Below are 14,008 nucleotides of genomic sequence, written 5' to 3'. Positions count from 1 at the left end.
CCCCCTTGGGCTTAAGGCCTCGCTCGGCAAGGAAGGGCAGGAGCCAGAAGCGGGGGCTTGCCAGGATGAGGGTGTTGCCCACGTCAAAGAGCACCGCCCGGACCATGGCTGGAGCTTACCCCTTTTTAACCGGCTTCTAACCCCCTTGTGCTACGGTTTTCATAGTAAAGGAGGAACATATGCGCGCGTGGACGGTGGCGCTAGGGGTGTTCCTGTACACCTTGGTCCTGGCCCAGGCCTTTGAGGTGGCCTCGGGGGAGGCCCGCTACCGGGTGCGGGAGGAGCTTCTGGGGGTGGGTATAACCGACGCCGTGGGCACCACCAAGGCGGTGACGGGGCGGGTGGTCCTAAGGGGCATGGAGGCCCAGGGGGAGTTCGTGGTGGACCTGAGGGAGCTTAGGAGCGACCAGGCCCGGCGGGACAACTACCTGCGCCAAAACACCCTCCAGACGGACCGCTTCCCCACCGCCACCTTCTGCCCCAAGCGGGTGGAGGGCCTGCCCAACCCCCTGCCCCGCCAGGGGCGGTATCCCGTGAAGGTGGTGGGGGACCTCACCCTCCGGGACGTGACGGAGGAGGTGGTCTGGGAGGGGGAGGCGGTGTTTGGGCAGGAGGTGCGGGTTACCCTAAAGACGAAGTTCCCCTTTGAGCGCTTCCGCCTGGTCCAGCCCCGGGTGCCCGTGGTCCTAGGGGTGGAAAACCGCATCCGCCTCGAGGTGGAGCTTGCGCTGAGGCGGCTATGAACCGGCGCGCCCTTCTCAAGGCCTTCGCCCTGGCCCTTTCGGGCCGGGTCCTGGCCCAGCCGGCCTGCACCCCCACCCCAGCCCTGGCCCAGGGGCCCTACTACCTGGCCCAGGTGCCCAGGAGGCGGGACCTGAGGGAAGGGGAGGGAGTTCCCCTCCGCCTTCTCCTCAGGGTGCAGGACCGCGCCTGCCGCCCCCTTGTGGGGGTGCGGGTGGACCTCTGGCACGCCGACCCCTTTGGGCGGTACTCAGGGTTCAACACCCCCGGGGTGGCCTTCCGGGGGTACGAGCTTGCTGGCCCCCAAGGGGAGGTGGAGTTCCTCACCCACTTCCCCGGCTGGTACCCAGGGCGCACCCCCCACCTCCACCTGCGGGTGGAAGGGAGGGGGCGGGTCTTGGTGACCCAGCTCTTCTTCCCGGAGGAGGTCATAGAGGCGGTCTATGCCCGCCCCCCCTACCGCACCCGGGGCCTGCCCAACGTGCGTAACCGCCAGGACGGCTTGTTCCGTGCGGACCTCCTTTTGGACCCCAAGCCGGAAGGGGAGGGGTATGGGGCGGTTTTCTCCCTTACACTTTGAGCTTGCGAGCGTTAACGCCTTGCCCCTAGGGGCCTAGGGCTAAGCTAGAGGTGTGAACCCCACCCTGGAGCTTCTGGACCCCTTAAACCCCTTGCGGCGGAGGGTGGCCCTGGTGCTTCTGCCCTTGGGGGTCCTCTTGGCCCTGGTGGCCCTTTGGGCTTCCTCCAGGCAGGGGGTTCTGGACCCGGTGGACCGCTTGTTTCTGCCTTCCTTGGCCGTGGGGTTCGGGGGCTTGGCCCTGGCCCTCCTCCTTTGGCCCAACGCGGCCACCTGGGTTCTGCCCACGGCCCATGCCCTGGTGGCCCTCTACCTCCTTGGCACCCTGGGCTACCAGCTCCTCCTGGTGCCCAACCCCCAGGGCCTTTCCCCTGCCAGCTTCTGGTTCCCCTTCGTGTACTTCTCCAGCTTCCTCTTCTTCCCTAGCCCCCGGGCCGTGCGCCTGGCGGTGATCTACCTCCTCACCGCCTTCCTCCTGGCTCTTCTTGGAGGGACAAGGGGGCACTTCCAGCCCGTGCACGCCAACGCCTTGGTCCAGTTCTTCGGCTCCAATCTGGCCTACGTCCTCCTCCTCTACATGCTGGTGCGGATCAAGGGGGGCTACCTCGAGGCCCAGCTGGACGCCTACCGGGACTTCCTCACCGGCCTGCGCAACCGGCGCTACGCGGAGCTTATCCTGGAACGGGAGCTCGCCCGGGTCCAGCGTTACGGCCGTGCCTTGACCCTCATGTTCCTGGATCTGGACGATTTCAAGAAGGTAAACGACACCTTCGGGCACCATTTGGGGGACGAGGTGCTTAGGGCTGTGGCCCGGGTTTTGGAGGGGGAGTGCCGGGTGAGCGACCGAGCGATGCGCCTGGGAGGAGAGGAGTTTGCCGTCCTCCTCCCGGAGACGGGCCTGGCCCAGGCCCTGCCCCTGGCGGAGCGCGTGAGGCAGGCGGTGCGGGCCCTAAGGGTACCCCCTGCGCCTGAGCTTTCCGTGAGCATCGGCGTGGTCCAGGCGGCCCCCACCGACTCCCCCCTTTCCCTCCTCAAGCGGGCGGACGAGGCCATGTACCGGGCCAAGAAGAAGGGCAAGAACCGGGTGGAGTTGGCCTAAAAACGCCCCACCGGAGCCCAGGCTCCGGTGGGGACCCAAAGGGAGGCTAGAGTCCGGCCTCCCGTCTCAGGACCTCCACCCGGTCCGTCTCCTCCCAAGGGAAGCCCACCCGGCCGAAGTGGCCGTAGGCGGAGGTGGGGGTGTAGATGGGCCTAAGGAGGTCTAGCTCTTCAATGATGGCCTGGGGCCTCGGGTCAAAGACCTTGGCGGCGATCTCGGTGATCTTCTCGTCGGGGAGAACCCCCGTGCCGAAGGTCTCCACCCTTAAGGAGACGGGCCGGGCCTTGCCGATGGCATACGCCAGTTCCACCAGCGCCCTCCTGGCAAGCCCCGCCGCCACCAGGTTCTTGGCCATGTAGCGGGCGTAGTAGCTGGCGGAGCGGTCCACCTTGGTGGGGTCCTTGCCGCTGAAGGCCCCGCCCCCGTGGGGCACCGCCCCCCCGTAGGTGTCCACGATGATCTTGCGCCCCGTGAGGCCGGTGTCCGCGTGAGGCCCACCCAGGATGAACCGGCCCGAAGGGTTGATGAGGTATTCCGTCTCCCCCTCCTTCAGGTACTCCGGCGGGATGGCCTGGCGCACCACCTCGCGGATGAGGTCCTCCCGGAGCTGGTCCTGCTCCACCTCGGGGGAGTGCTGGGCCGAGACCACCACGGTCTTCACGTAGAGGGGCCGGTCCCCCTCGTAGACCACGGTGACCTGGGCCTTGCCGTCCGGGCGGAGGTAGGGGAGGAGGCCCGTCTTGCGCACCTCCGCCAGGCGCATGGTGAGGCGGTGGGCCAGGGTGATGGGGAGGGGCATGAGCTCGGGGGTTTCGTCGGTGGCGTAGCCGAACATGAGGCCCTGGTCCCCCGCGCCCACCCGGTCCAGGGGATCGGTGGACTTCAGGACCCGCCACTCGTAGGAGAGGTTGATCCCGCCCGCGATGTCCGGGGACTGCTCGTCGATGGCGGTGAGCACGGCGCAGGTGTCCGCGTCAAACCCGTACTTGGCCCGGGTGTAGCCCACCTCCCGCACCGTCTTGCGCACCAACCCGGGGATGTCCACGTACCCCTCCGTGGTGATCTCCCCCGCCACGAAGACCAGTCCCGTGGTGACCAGGGTCTCGGCCGCCACCCGGGCCTTCTTGTCCTGGGCGATGAGGGCGTCCAGGATGGCATCGGAGACCCGGTCCGCCAGCTTGTCCGGGTGCCCTTCGGTAACGGATTCAGACGTGACCAGCCTCAACTTGCGCACCTCCCAAGCGCCCCCCTGGGGGCAACTCCGCCAGTATAGCATGCCCCCTCGGGTATGATGCCCCCTTGTGAGGGACGCGCGGAGGCCCATCGGCGTGTTTGACTCCGGGGTGGGGGGGCTTACGGTGCTCAAGGCCTTAAGGGAACGCCTTCCCCGGGAGGACTTCCTTTACTTTGGGGACACCGCCCGGGTGCCCTACGGGGGCAAGCCCCTTTCCATGGTGCGCCGCTTTGCCTGGGAGATCGCGGGCTTCCTCCTCAGGGAGGGGGTGAAGGCCATCGTGGTGGCCTGTAACACCGCTTCTTCCGCGGCCCTTCCCGACCTTGCGGAGGACCTTTCCGTGCCCGTCTTTGGGGTGCTGGAGCCCGCGGCGGAGGAGGCCCGCCCCTACGCCAAGGTGGGCCTCATCGGCACCCAGGCCACGGTGGGGAGCGGGGCCTACGAGCGGTATGTGAGCCTTTCCTGGAAAAAGGCCTGCCCCCTCTTCGTCCCCCTGGTGGAGGAGGGGCTTTGGGAGGACCCTGTGGCCTTGCTGGTGGCCCGGCACTACCTGGAGGAGGCCCCTCCTGGCCTCGAGGCCCTCATCCTGGGTTGCACCCACTACCCCTTCCTGAAGCCTGTGATCGGGCAAGTCCTCCCGAGGGTGCGGCTCATAGACTCCGCGGAGGCCACCGCCAAGAGGGTGGCCCAGGCCCTGGAGGCGGAGGGGCTTTTGAACCCGGAAGGCGGGGGGCGGGTGGTGCATTACGTTACCGGGGACCCCGAGGCCTACCGCGGCTTGGCCCAGAGGCTTGGGGAGGAGGTCTTGGAGGTGCGGCGGGTGGGCCTCGAGGAGTTATAAAGGGGTATGTCCAAGAAGCCCATCATTGACCAGCTCCACCACGAGGACGCCTGGCGGCTTTTCCGCATCATGGCGGAGTTCGTGGAAGGGTTTGAGGTCCTTTCCGAGATAGAGGTCCCCTTGGTTTCCGTCTTCGGCTCCGCCCGCTTTTCCGAGGGCCACCCTGCTTACGAGCTGGGCTACCGCCTGGGCCGGGCCTTGGCCCAGGCGGGCTACGGGGTGGTGACGGGGGGTGGGCCCGGGGTCATGGAGGCGGTGAACCGGGGGGCTTGCGAGGCTGGGGGGGTGAGCGTAGGGCTGAACATAGATCTACCCCAGGAGCAAAAGCCCAACCCCTACCAGACCCACGCCCTGCACCTCCGCTACTTCTTTGTGCGTAAGGTCCTCTTTGTCCGCTACGCCAAGGGGTTCGTCTTCCTCCCCGGGGGCTTCGGTACTCTGGACGAGCTTTCCGAGGTCCTGGTCCTCATCCAAACGGAGAAGGTCCATCCCTTCCCCGTCTTCGTGCTGGACCGGGCCTACTGGGAGGGGTTTCTCCGCTGGATGGCCTTTTTGGCAGAGGCAGGGGCCATTCTCCCCGAGGACCTCGGCCTCCTCACCCCCTTGGACACCCCGGAGGAGGTGGTGGCGGCCCTGAAAGGTCGTTAGCCCAAAGGCTTCCGGACTTGGGGGGCTGGCGGTAGGATGGAAGCGCCGGCCGGTAAGGGTTGCCCATCCGGTGGAGGGCCAATGCCGGGTCTACCCCTGAACCAGCTCCTAAAGTTGCCCTCCCTTTCCCGAGCCCGCCTTTTGGCGGGGGATGGGGAGCGGATCGTGACCTGGGTGCATGTGGTGGACCTTCCCGAGCCCGCGCCCTGGGTGCGGCAGGGGCAGCTCCTCCTATCCACAGGGTACGCCTGGCCCCGGGAGGTGGAGGCCCTCAGGCGCTTTGCCGCGGAACTGGCGGCGGTGGAGCCTGCTGGGGTGGTCCTGGCGGTGCCCCAGTTTTTTGAGCGGTTTCCCCAAGCCGCTCTGGAGGTCCTGGCTGAGGCGAGGGTGGCGGTCCTGGAGCTTCCCTGGGAGGTGCCCTTTGCTCAGGTCACGGAGGAGGTGCTGAGGCGGCTTCTTGCCCGTCAGCTGGAGGTGCAGGAACGAGTCCAGGCTTTGAACCGGGCCCTGATGGCTGCCCTCTTGGAACGGGAGGATCTGGTCTCCTTCCTCGCCCACCTTTCGCGCCTTTTGGGCCGAGAGGTGCGCTGGGCTGAGGTGCCGGAAGGGGCGGGGGTACCCGTGCTCTTGGGCCGGGAACGGGTGGGATACCTGGTTCCCGCGGGACCCCTGGAAGAAGCCGAGGCGCGGGCTCTGGAGAACGCCGCCCTGATGGCGGGGCTCATCCTAGCCCACCAGAAGGCTTTGGCCGAGCGGGAGGCCCGCCTGGGTTACGCTTTTTTGGATGCTCTTCTGGAGGGGAGGCGGGAAGCCCTTACCCCGGAGCGGGCCCGAGCCTTTGGTCTGGACCTGGACCGGCGCTGCCGGCCGGGAGTGGCTCTCCTGCCCCTGAGCCTCCCGCTTTCGGAGTCTGCCTTTCAGGAGCGGGAGCGGGCCCTGGGGGAGGTTCGGAGCCTGCTTAGGGGGAAGGGGGTGGGTGCGGTGCTTTCCGTGAACCTGAACCAGGTGCGCTTCCTCCTGCCCGAGGAGCTGGACCCCGAGGCCTTCGCCCAGGCCTTGGGCCGGCCCTGGCCCCTGTACTTTTCCCGGGCCTACGCCCCGTTGGATCTGGCCCGGGCCTTGGAGGAGGTAGAGCGGCTTTCTGCCTTCACCGCTCCAGGGGTGTACCGGTACGAGGCCCACCTGGTCCCCCGCTTCCTCCTCGGGGACCTCGAGGCCCGGCAGGAGCTCTTGAACCTCTTAAAGCCCCTTCGGCCGGGGGAGCGGGAAGCGCTTCTCGCTTGGGTGCGAGCGGGGTTTTCCTACCAGGAGGCCGCCCGGGCCCTGGAGGTTCACCTGAACACCCTCCGCTACCGCCTTCGGCGGGTGGAGGAGCGGCTTGGGCTTTCCTTGAATAGCCCCGAGGACCGCTTCCTTTTGGAACTCGCCGCCCGGGTTTGGTTATTGGAGAACAAATAGCCTCGATAGATTTTGTTTCCCAAAAACATTGGAGGGCCCGGTTCTCCGGCGTATCCTCGGACCTCAAAGGAGGCAAAGTGGCCCTCATGGAGTCGCGGAACCAGGCGCTTTGGCAGGCCAGGGAGCGGTTTGTACCCCGGTGGGTAGCCCAAGCCCACCCCATCTTCGTGGTTCGGGCCCAGGGGGCCCGCCTTTGGGACGTAGACGGTCGGGAGTACCTGGACTTCGCCGGGGGCATCGGGGTCATGAACGTGGGTCACGGTCACCCCCGGGTCCTGCAGGCGGTAAGGGCCCAGTTGGAGCGCTTCACGCACGTGTGTTTCCAGGTGACTCCTTACGAGGCCTATGTCCGTATGGCGGAGCGGCTGACCCTTCTGGCCCCGGGCGGTTTCCCAAAAAAAACCTTGTTTCTCACCACGGGGGCGGAGGCGGTGGAGAACGCGGTGAAGATCGCCCGGGCTTACACGAACCGGCCGGCGGTGGTGGCCCTCACCCACAGCTTCCACGGCCGCACCCTCCTCGGGATGGCCCTCACGGGCAAGGCCTCCTACTACAAGCAGAACTTCGGCCCCTTTGCCCCTGAGGTCTACCATGCCTCCGCCCCTTACCCCTACCGGGGGGTTTCCGAAGCCCAGGCCTTGGAGGGTCTGGAGGAGCTTTTCCACACGCAGGTGGATCCGGAGCGGGTAGCGGCCGTGATCCTCGAGCCCATCCTGGGCGAAGGGGGGTTCATCCCCCTGTCTCCGGGGTATCTGCAGGCGGTGCGCAGGCTTACCGAGGCCTACGGCATCCTCCTGGTGGCGGACGAGATCCAATCTGGATTCGGCCGGACGGGAAGGATGTGGGCTGTGGAGCATAGCGGGGTGGTCCCGGACCTCCTCACCTTCGCCAAGAGCGTGGCTGCAGGGCTTCCCCTCTCGGGAGTGGTGGGGCGGAGCGAGGTCATGGACGCCCCCCACGTGGGCGGAGTGGGGAGCACCTACGGAGGGAACCCCTTGGCGGCAGCGGCGGCTCTGGAGGCCTTAAGGATCCTCGAGGCCCCGGGCTTCCTGGAAAGGGCCAGGGCCATAGAGGCCAAGGTGCGGGAGGTGTTTGAGCCCTTGAAGGCCGAGGTGCCCGCCCTTGGGGATGTGCGGGGCGTCGGGGCGATGATGGCCCTGGAGTTCGTGAAGGATCCCGTGAGCAAGGAGCCCTGGCCCGAGTTCGTTCTGGAGCTGGTGCGCCGGAATGCGGAGAGGGGGGTCATCACCATCCGGGCCGGCCTTTACTCCAACGCCCTCCGCTTCCTGCCCCCCTTGGACATCCCGCTGGACATGTTGGAGGAGGCCTTACAGGTGGTGGGGGAGAACATCCGGGAGGTGTATGCCGCCCTTGCCTGAACCCCTTTTGCTCTCCGAGGATGGGCGCTTTGCCGTGGTGCGCTCCGAGCCCTGGATGGCGGAGGCGCTGGAGGAGATCCAGGAGAAGAGCTTTCCCACCCTTTCCCGGGAGGAGCGCATGACCCAGGAGCACTACCTCTCCCACATGCGCGTCTTTCCCGAGGGCCAGCATGCGGCGGTAGAGGTGGCCACGGGGAAGGTGGTGGCCTGCTCCACGGACTTCCGCACCCGGGTGGATTTTCACCATTACCAGCACCGCTACATTGAGGTGGTGGCGGGCAACTGGCTCACCAACCACGATCCGGAAGGGGACTGGCTTTACGGGGCGGACATCGGTGTTCTCCCCGAGTATCGGGGCCTAGGGCTTTCCCGGCTTTTGTACCAAGCCCGGCAGAACCTGGTGCGCCGTCTTCGGCTTAAGGGCCATGTGGCGGGGAGCATGCCCAAGGGCTACCATCGCCACGCCCACCAGATGCCCATAGAGGAGTACGTGCACCGGGTGGTGCGGGGGGAGCTCGCCGATCCCGTACTCTCCGTGCAGCTCAAGCGGGGGTACCGGGTCTACGGCATCATCCCCGACTACCTGGAAGACCCCTCCTGCCTCAACTACGGGGTTTTCGTGGTTTGGCGAAACCCGGAGGTGGGGTGGTGAGGCGGGTAGCGGGCCGGGTGTATGTCCCCGACGCCCAGGGGCGGTACCGCTCCTATCGGGCCCTTTGGGTGAAGGAGGGGCGGGTGGCGGGCCTCGAGCCCGGCCGGGGAGAGGGGGAGGCGGTTCTTCCTGGTTTTCACGATGCCCACGTACACATCTGGAAGATAGGCCAGCTCCTCACCGATCTCTTAGACCTCCGGGGGGTGAGGTCCCTAAAGACCCTAAGGCGGCTTTTGGAAGAGCGGGACCGCCTTCTTCCTCCCGGGGCCTGGCTTCTCGGGCGGGGGTGGAACGAGGCCCTTCTGGGCGCCTGGCCCACTCGGGCCTTCCTGGACGAGGTCCTTCCCCACCGCCCCGTGGTCCTCACCCGTACCTGCGCCCACATCCACGTGGCCAATACCCAGGCCTTCCAGAGGGCGGGCCTCGGCCCCGACACCCCAAGCCCCCCAGGGGGCGAGGTGCGGTATGGGGAGGGGCTCCTTTTGGAGCGGGCCTATGGCCTCCTGGAGCGGGCCATGCCCCGGCGCACGGTGGAGGACTACCAGCGCTACATCCTAGCGGGGGCGGGGCACCTTCTCCGCCACGGGATCACCTCCGCCCTGGAGGCAGGGGCCGATCCCCTTCTCCTGGAGGCCTACCGGCGCCTGGACCAGGAGGGCCGTTTGCCCTTAAGGGTGAGCGTTTTGGCCGTGGTGCGGCCCGATGGAGAGGAGACCACCTACCCGCTCCCTGAACCCTACCGTTCCGAGCGCCTGGTGGTGGCCGGGGTAAAGTTCTTCGCGGACGGAGGCCTTTCCGGGGCCTCCGCGGCGGTGAGCCGGCCTTACCGGGAAGTGGGGGGAAAGGGGGTGCTGAGGCTTTCCGCGGAGGAGCTTTTTGAGCTGGCCCTGCCCGCTCACGAAAAGGGCTTTTTCGTGGCCACCCACGCCATCGGGGACGTGGCCATCCTCGAGATCCTAAGAGCCTACCACCGCCTTTACCAGGCCCGGCCCCTTCCCGTTCGCCACCGCCTGGAGCATTTCGGCCTGCCCGGCCCTAAGGCCCTGGGCCTGGCCCGGGCCTTGGGGGTTTGGGTCGTCCCCCAACCCATCTTTTTGGAGGAGCTGAGGGAGAACTTCCTCCGCTACCTTCCCGAGGAATTCCTTCCCCAGTGTTACCCCCTGGCCCGCATGGCGCAGGCAGGGCTTTTCCTGGCCTTCTCCTCCGATGCCCCAGTGGTGCAGGAGGTGAGCCCGCTAAAAGGGGCCCGGGCTGCAGGGCGGCCCTTGGTGGGGAAGGGGCTTCCTTTTCTGCGGGCCCTTTTTTACTACACTCGGCCTGAGGCCAGCGGTCTACCCCCCGCCTGGCTTTGGCCGGGTCAGAGGGCGGACCTGGTGGTTTATGATCGGGACCCTTTCCGTTATCCGGAAGAGGCCCAGGTAATATACGTGGAGGTGGATGGTGCGGCGGTCTTTACGGCTTAACCTAAAGGAGAAAAAGGCCTTTTGGCAGGAGGTTCCCCCGGAGGAGGCTGCGTTTGGGGGGCGGTACCGGACAGGGAGGATCCTCATGGAACAGGAGGTCTACCGCGTTGACCCCCTGGGCCCGGAAAACCCCCTGGTCTTTGCCGTGGGGCCCTTGGCGGGGACCAGCTTCTCCAACGCCAACCGCACCAGCGTGGGCACCCGGAGCCCCCTCACCCTAGGGATCAAGGAGGCCAACGGCGGGGGTACCTTCGGCTACGCCCTGGGCCAGCTGGGCCTTTCCTACCTGGTCCTCGAGGGCCAGGCCCCCGAGTGGACCGTTCTGCGCCTCACCAAGGAGGGGGAGGTCTTCTTTGAGCCCGCGGAGGGGCTTTTGGGGCTGGGGAACTACGAGGCCGCGAGGAAGCTTTTTTCCGCCTACGGCCAGAGGATCGCTTTCGCCCTTCTGGGCCCCGTGGGGGAGTACGGGGGGCTTCTTTCGGGCATCGCCTTCAGCGACATAGACGGGCGCCCTTCCCGCCTGGCCGCCCGGGGCGGGGTGGGGGCGGTGATGGCCTCCAAGCGGGTGAAGGCCATCGTGGTGGAGGTGGTGGGCCGCCCCCTGGTCCAGGACAAGCCCAAGGTGGCGGAAACCCTAAAGCGCTACGCGGGCCTCCTGCGCCAAGACCCCCTGGCCATGCAGTTTTACAACGCCATCGGCACTATGGGGATGGCGGACTTCCAAAACGCCTTTGGGGGGCTTCCCGTGCGCAACTTCCGCGAGGGGCGCCTGGCCCCGCCGGAGGCCTTCCGCATGGGGGGCCAGTACATCGCCCCCCTCAACAAGGCCCGGGGGGGCCGGCACACCCACGCCTGCATGCCGGGGTGCGTGATCCAGTGCTCCAACGTCATCGTGGACGAAAAGGGAGAGGAGATCGTCTCCCCCTTGGAGTACGAGACCATCGGGCTTCTCGGCACCAACTGCGGCCTAAATGACCCCGACCAGGTGGCCCACCTGAACCGCCTGGCCAACGACCTGGGCATCGACACCATTGAGGCGGGGGCCACCCTGGCCCTCCTCCTGGAGAAGGGGGAGGCCCCGTGGGGGGACTACGCCTTCTTAAGAATTAAGCTGGAAGCCCTCTACGTTTCCGCGGAGGAGGCCCGCTTCCTGGCCCAGGGCACGGCCCGGGTGGGGGAGGCCTTGGGGCTTAGGCGGGTGCCGGTGATCAAGCGCCAGGCCATCTCCGCCTACGACCCCCGGGTGGTGGAGGCCACGGGGATCACCATGATGGTCACCGCCCAAGGGGCGGACCACACCGCGGGGAACGCCCCCCGCCTCGAGACCCGGGCCATGCCGGTGGGGGAGATCCTGGAGGCCAGCTACCAGGCCCAGGTAAACGCCGCGGCCAACGATAGCCTGGGGCTTTGCGTCTTTGGGGGCAGCGTCACCAACAAGAACCAGGACCTGGTGCAGGAGGCCATCCTGGGGGTCTTGGGGGTGGAGCTTCCGCCCGACTACTGGACCTGGCTGGGGGCGGAGGTGCTCAGGCTGGAGCACCGCTTCAACCACCTTTCGGGCTTCACCCACGAGGACGACCGCCTGCCTGCCTTCTTCTACGAGGAGCCCCTGCCCCCCAAGGGCTACACCGCCCGCTTCCTTCCGGAGGACCTGGGACCCCTTTACGAGAGGCTTCACTAGGCCTTCAGGACCACCACCGTGACCCCGTGCCCCCCCTCCGAAGGGGGGGCGTCGGCGAAGCTTTCCACCCGCTTGTCCCGCCTTAGGGCCTCGCGGATGGCGTTCCTCAAGGCTCCGGTGCCCTTGCCGTGGAGAAGGCGGAGGGTGGAAAGGCCGAGGGCCCTGGCCTCCTCCAAGGCGTGGTCCACCTCCAAAAGGGCCTCCTCCACCGTGAGGCCCCTGAGGTCCACCTCCTTCACCTCCCGCTTGGGCTTGAGGGTAAGGGCCTTGGGCGGGGCCTCCTCCTTGAGGGGCTTGAGCTCCTCCGCCCTCAACCGGAGCTTGAGGGGCCCCACCTGCACCAACGCCTCCTCCCCTTGGACCTCCACCACCCGCCCCCGCTGCCCTAAAGAGGGGACTTCCACGGGGCTTCCCGGGGCCAGGCCGGGCGGGGGCGAGGGGGCTTCCCGCTTGGGGAGGTAGCGGGCCCTTAGGGCCATGACCTCCTTAAGGGCATCCCGCTTGCCCTCGGTGCGGGCCTTTTCCCTTAGGGCCTTGAGCTCGGCCTCGAGGCGCCTAAGCCTTTCCGCGGCCTCCTCCTCTAAAGCCCTAAGCCGCTCCTTTCGCTCCTCCTCCCAAAGGGCCTCCTTCCGGGCAAGCGCTGCTCTTAAGCCCTCCGCCTCGGCCCTTAGGGCCTCTAGGGCCTTCCTCTCCCGTTCCAGGCCGAGCCTTTCTTCCTCCAGGGCCTCCAAAAGGCCTTCTAGACGGCCTGCTTCGGGGAGGAGGGCCTCGGCCCGGGCCAGGACCTCCTCAGGAAGGCCTAGCCTTCTTGCGATGGCGAAGGCGTAGCTCCGCCCTGGCACCCCGAGGAGGAGGCGGTAGGTGGGGCGGAGGGTCTTCAGGTCAAACTGCATGGAGGCGTTCAGGATCCCCTCCCGCCCTTGAGCGAAGGCCTTTAAGGGAGAGAGGTGGGTGGTGACCGCCCCCTTCACCCTGAGGGCCAGGAGGCGCTCCAGGATGGCCTGGGCCAAGGCGGCCCCCTCCTCGGGGTCGGTGCCGCTCCCGAGCTCATCTATGAGGACGAGGCTTCGCGCCGTGGCCCCTTCCAGGGCCTCCTTGATGCGCACCAGGTGCCCCGCAAAGGTGGAGAGGCTCTCCTGCAGGGACTGCTCGTCCCCGATGTCGGCAAAGAGGCGGTCGGGCCACTCCAGGGTGGCCTCCTTGGCGGCCACGAAGAGCCCGGCCTGGGCCATGACCACCGCCAGGCCCAGGGTCTTCAAGAGGGCTGTCTTCCCCCCCATGTTGGGCCCGGAGATGAGGAGGAGGCGGTGGGCCTCGTCCAGGCGGAGGTCGTTGGGGACAGGGTTTTGGATGAGGGGGTGGAAGGCCTCCTTGAGGGCGTACCCCTCCCCGAACCGGGGGGGCCTAAGCCCCAGGTCCCGGGCCAGGGCGGCCTGGGCCTGGAGAAGGTCCAGGAGGGCCAGGGCTTCCAGGGTCCCCTCAAGGCCCTGGTCCTCGGCAAGAAGGGCGGTGAGCTCGGAGAGGATGCGGGCCACCTCCTCCTCCTCCTGGAGGCGGAGGCTTTGCAGACGGTTGTTGAGCCGCACCACGGCGAAGGGCTCCACGAAGAGGGTGGCCCCGGACTCGGACTCGTCCAGGAGGATGCCGGGCACCTTGTGGGCCATCCCGGCCCGCACGGGGATGCAGTACCGCTCCCGCCTTAGGGTGATGAAGCGCTCCCCGATGGCCTCCTTATGGGCGTCCATGATGGCGTAGAGCCGGTCCAGGATCTGCTGGCGAAGGGGGATGAGCTCCCGGCGGATGGCCTTAAGGCGGGGGCTCGCCTCGTCCCTTACCCGCCCCTCCTCGTCTATGGCCCCCCGTATCCGCTTGGTGAAGCGGCTGTGGTCCCCGATGCCCCGGGCCACCTCTCCCAGGCCCTTTAGCCCTTGAAGCTCTTCCCTTAGGGCCTCGGCCTCCTCCAGGGCCTCCGCCGCCAGGAGCAGTTCCTTACCGGAAAGCCTCCCTCCCCCTAGGGCCTTCCGGTGGGCGTCCCTCAAGCCCCCCGCGTCGGGGAGGCGGTAGGGGTAGGCCAGGGCTTCTCCGGTGAGGCGGTGGCGGCGCTCGGCCTCCTCCCGGGCGAGGGGAAGGAGGGCCAGGGCCTTTTCCCGGCCCAAGGGGGTCTTGGCCCTCTCCGCCAGGAGGGCCAAGACCTTGGGGAACTCCAGGACCTCGAGGACGTCCCGCACAAAGGGG

12 protein-coding genes and 1 pseudogene are annotated in these 14,008 nt (G+C 67.5%); 10 read left to right on the top strand and 3 right to left on the bottom strand.

Features of this window, described 5'->3' with window-relative positions; all coding sequences use genetic code 11:
* Positions 1-106 (bottom strand): annotated as a pseudogene (locus tag WKI94_RS05535) (hydrolase); the annotation flags it as partial.
* A gap of 73 nt (positions 107-179) precedes the next feature.
* Here WKI94_RS05535 and WKI94_RS05530 point away from each other — a divergent pair.
* Genes WKI94_RS05530 through WKI94_RS05520 form a run of 3 tightly spaced genes read left to right on the top strand, consistent with a single transcriptional unit; the run spans position 180 to position 2,417 of the window.
* Positions 180-743 (top strand): YceI family protein, encoded by a 564-nt coding sequence (locus tag WKI94_RS05530; RefSeq protein WP_337844779.1) that lies wholly within the window; start codon positions 180-182, stop codon positions 741-743.
* Entirely contained in the window at positions 740-1,321 is a 582-nt protein-coding gene (locus tag WKI94_RS05525; protein WP_337844778.1) for a catechol 1,2-dioxygenase, read from the top strand. The genes WKI94_RS05530 and WKI94_RS05525 overlap by 4 nt, the downstream gene beginning before the upstream one ends.
* A 52-nt stretch (positions 1,322-1,373) precedes the next feature.
* Positions 1,374-2,417, top strand: a complete 1,044-nt coding sequence (locus tag WKI94_RS05520) for a GGDEF domain-containing protein (RefSeq protein WP_337844777.1) — start codon at positions 1,374-1,376, stop codon at positions 2,415-2,417.
* Between the two features lie 46 nt (positions 2,418-2,463).
* On the opposite strand, the gene metK is transcribed toward WKI94_RS05520, so the two are convergent.
* Positions 2,464-3,693, bottom strand: coding sequence for a methionine adenosyltransferase (gene metK / locus WKI94_RS05515; RefSeq protein WP_337844776.1), 1,230 nt, complete (start codon positions 3,691-3,693; stop codon positions 2,464-2,466).
* A 25-nt stretch (positions 3,694-3,718) separates the two neighbouring features.
* Here metK and murI point away from each other — a divergent pair, with 25 nt between their 5' ends.
* From murI to WKI94_RS05480, 7 genes are all read left to right on the top strand, one after another.
* Positions 3,719-4,492 carry a glutamate racemase gene (gene murI, locus WKI94_RS05510; RefSeq protein ID WP_337844775.1) on the top strand — a complete coding sequence of 258 codons (774 nt, stop codon included), beginning with the start codon at positions 3,719-3,721 and terminating at the stop codon, positions 4,490-4,492.
* A 6-nt stretch (positions 4,493-4,498) separates the two neighbouring features.
* Positions 4,499-5,140: a TIGR00730 family Rossman fold protein gene (locus WKI94_RS05505; RefSeq protein ID WP_337844774.1), complete on the top strand. Its 642-nt coding sequence runs from the start codon at positions 4,499-4,501 to the stop codon at positions 5,138-5,140.
* An 81-nt stretch (positions 5,141-5,221) separates the two neighbouring features.
* A complete protein-coding gene (locus WKI94_RS05500) occupies positions 5,222-6,598 on the top strand; it encodes a PucR family transcriptional regulator (protein WP_337844773.1) in 1,377 nt (458 codons plus the stop codon).
* Between the two features lie 86 nt (positions 6,599-6,684).
* Positions 6,685-7,977, top strand: a complete 1,293-nt coding sequence (gene gabT / locus WKI94_RS05495) for a 4-aminobutyrate--2-oxoglutarate transaminase (RefSeq protein WP_337844772.1) — start codon at positions 6,685-6,687, stop codon at positions 7,975-7,977.
* Positions 7,961-8,629 carry a GNAT family N-acetyltransferase gene (locus tag WKI94_RS05490; RefSeq protein ID WP_337844771.1) on the top strand — a complete coding sequence of 223 codons (669 nt, stop codon included), beginning with the start codon at positions 7,961-7,963 and terminating at the stop codon, positions 8,627-8,629. Before gabT ends, WKI94_RS05490 begins: the two co-directional genes overlap by 17 nt.
* The gene (locus tag WKI94_RS05485) at positions 8,626-10,092 is read left to right on the top strand and encodes an amidohydrolase family protein (protein ID WP_337844770.1); all 1,467 of its coding nucleotides are present in this window, start codon (positions 8,626-8,628) and stop codon (positions 10,090-10,092) included. The genes WKI94_RS05490 and WKI94_RS05485 overlap by 4 nt, the downstream gene beginning before the upstream one ends.
* On the top strand, positions 10,070-11,773 hold the full coding sequence (locus WKI94_RS05480; RefSeq protein WP_337844769.1) for an aldehyde ferredoxin oxidoreductase C-terminal domain-containing protein: 1,704 nt from the start codon (positions 10,070-10,072) through the stop codon (positions 11,771-11,773). Before WKI94_RS05485 ends, WKI94_RS05480 begins: the two co-directional genes overlap by 23 nt.
* Here WKI94_RS05480 and WKI94_RS05475 read toward each other — a convergent pair.
* Complete coding sequence (locus WKI94_RS05475) at positions 11,770-14,001, bottom strand: endonuclease MutS2 (RefSeq protein WP_337844768.1); 2,232 nt, start codon at positions 13,999-14,001, stop codon at positions 11,770-11,772. The genes WKI94_RS05480 and WKI94_RS05475 overlap by 4 nt on opposite strands.
* Positions 14,002-14,008: the final 7 nt, after the last annotated feature.

The organism is Thermus sp., assembly GCF_037444525.1.
Taxonomy (GTDB): domain Bacteria; phylum Deinococcota; class Deinococci; order Deinococcales; family Thermaceae; genus Thermus.
Note: the sequence above shows the minus strand (reverse complement) of the source record. Positions and strands in the feature narration are given on the sequence as shown.

Excerpts from the sequence above, each read along its gene's own strand:
- WKI94_RS05490 (WP_337844771.1), top strand. The coding sequence starts at position 7,961 with ATGCCGCCCTTGCCTGAACCCCTTTTGCTCTCCGAGGATGGGCGCTTT.
- gabT (WP_337844772.1), top strand. The coding sequence starts at position 6,685 with ATGGAGTCGCGGAACCAGGCGCTTTGGCAGGCCAGGGAGCGGTTTGTA.
- WKI94_RS05500 (WP_337844773.1), top strand. The coding sequence starts at position 5,222 with ATGCCGGGTCTACCCCTGAACCAGCTCCTAAAGTTGCCCTCCCTTTCC.
- metK (WP_337844776.1), bottom strand. The coding sequence starts at position 3,693 with ATGCTATACTGGCGGAGTTGCCCCCAGGGGGGCGCTTGGGAGGTGCGC.
- WKI94_RS05530 (WP_337844779.1), top strand. The coding sequence starts at position 180 with ATGCGCGCGTGGACGGTGGCGCTAGGGGTGTTCCTGTACACCTTGGTC.
- WKI94_RS05525 (WP_337844778.1), top strand. The coding sequence starts at position 740 with ATGAACCGGCGCGCCCTTCTCAAGGCCTTCGCCCTGGCCCTTTCGGGC.
- WKI94_RS05505 (WP_337844774.1), top strand. The coding sequence starts at position 4,499 with ATGTCCAAGAAGCCCATCATTGACCAGCTCCACCACGAGGACGCCTGG.